1 protein-coding gene is annotated in these 1,405 nt (G+C 64.5%); it reads right to left on the bottom strand.

The features are described from left to right. On the bottom strand, positions 1 to 1,405 hold a 1,405-nt coding region (locus KAK11_RS22380), incomplete at both ends, for a molybdopterin-dependent oxidoreductase (protein ID WP_210811706.1).

The raw sequence follows: 1,405 nt of genomic DNA, 5'->3' as shown, positions 1-1,405 counted from the left end.
TGGCCCACATAGTGGGCCCAGCCGCCACCGCTTTTGCCGATGCAGCCGCACATCATCAGCATGTTGATGACGCCGCGGTAGTTCATGTCACTGTGATACCAGTGGTTCATGGCCGCGCCGATGATGACCATCGAGCGTCCCTCTGTCTTCTCGGCGTTGTCGGCAAACTGGCGGGCCACGCTGATGATCTGCTCGCGTGGCACGCCGGTGATGCTCTCTTGCCAAGCTGGCGTGTAGGGCGCGTTGTCGTCGTAGCTGGCGGCTCCGCTGCCCAGGCCACGGTCCAGGCCATATTGCGCGAGCTGCAGGTCAAACACGGTGGCGACCAGCGCATGGCGCTCTTCACCAGCCTTGCCCAAGCGCAGGCGCACCGCAGGCACCCGCGCTTGGCGCACGTCACCGCCTTGTGCATTGGCCTGGAAGTGCGGGTTCTCCACCCCACCGAAGTAGGGGAAGCCAACATCCACCACCTCATGGGCCTGTGCACCGTCTTCGATGACCGAGAGCTTGAGCTTCACCGTCTGGCCGTGGCGGGCTTCTTTATCTTCCAGGTTCCAGCGGCTCGCGTCAGTGCGCCCTTCCGGCCCCCAACGAAAACCGATGGAGCCTTGCGGCAACACGGCCCGGCCGCCGGTGTCAAAGGCCACCGTCTTCCAGTCGGGGTTGTTGGCTTGGCCCAGCCTGCCGTTGAAGTCACTGGCCCGCACAAAACGGTCGGGCACTTGCACCACGCGGCCGTCGGGCAAGGTGTGTTCGCGCAGCATCACCAGCATGGGCAGGTCGGTAAAGCGCCGCGCATAGTCGTCAAAGTAGGCGCTGCGCCGGTCCAGATAAAACTCCTTGAGGATCACATGGCCCATGGCCATGGCCACGGCGGCGTCAGTGCCCTGCTTGGGGTGCATCCACAGGTCAGCCAGCTTGGCCACCTCGGAGTAGTCCGGCGTGATGGCCACAGTCTTGCAGCCCTTGTAGCGCACCTCGGTGAAGAAGTGCGCGTCCGGCGTGCGCGTCTGGGGCACATTGGAGCCCCAGGCGATGATGTAGCTGCTGTTGTACCAGTCGGCGCTTTCAGGCACGTCGGTCTGCTCACCCCAGATTTGGGGACTGGCGGGCGGCAGGTCGCAGTACCAGTCATAAAAGCTCATGCACACCCCGCCAATCAGGCTCAGGTAGCGGCTGCCGGCGGCATAGCTGACCATGCTCATGGCCGGGATGGGCGAGAAGCCGATGATGCGGTCTGGCCCCCAGGTCTTGGCGGTGTAGACGTTGGCAGCGGCCACGATCTCGTTGACCTCGTCCCAGCTTGAGCGCACAAAACCGCCCAGGCCGCGCACCTGCTGGTAGTCGCGGCGCTTGGCTTCATCGCCTTGGATAGCGGCCCAGGCCTCGACCGGGCCCAGGGTCT

This window comes from Ideonella paludis, assembly GCF_018069865.1.
In the GTDB taxonomy this organism is placed as follows: domain Bacteria; phylum Pseudomonadota; class Gammaproteobacteria; order Burkholderiales; family Burkholderiaceae_C; genus Ideonella; species Ideonella paludis.
Note: the sequence above shows the minus strand (reverse complement) of the source record. Positions and strands in the feature narration are given on the sequence as shown.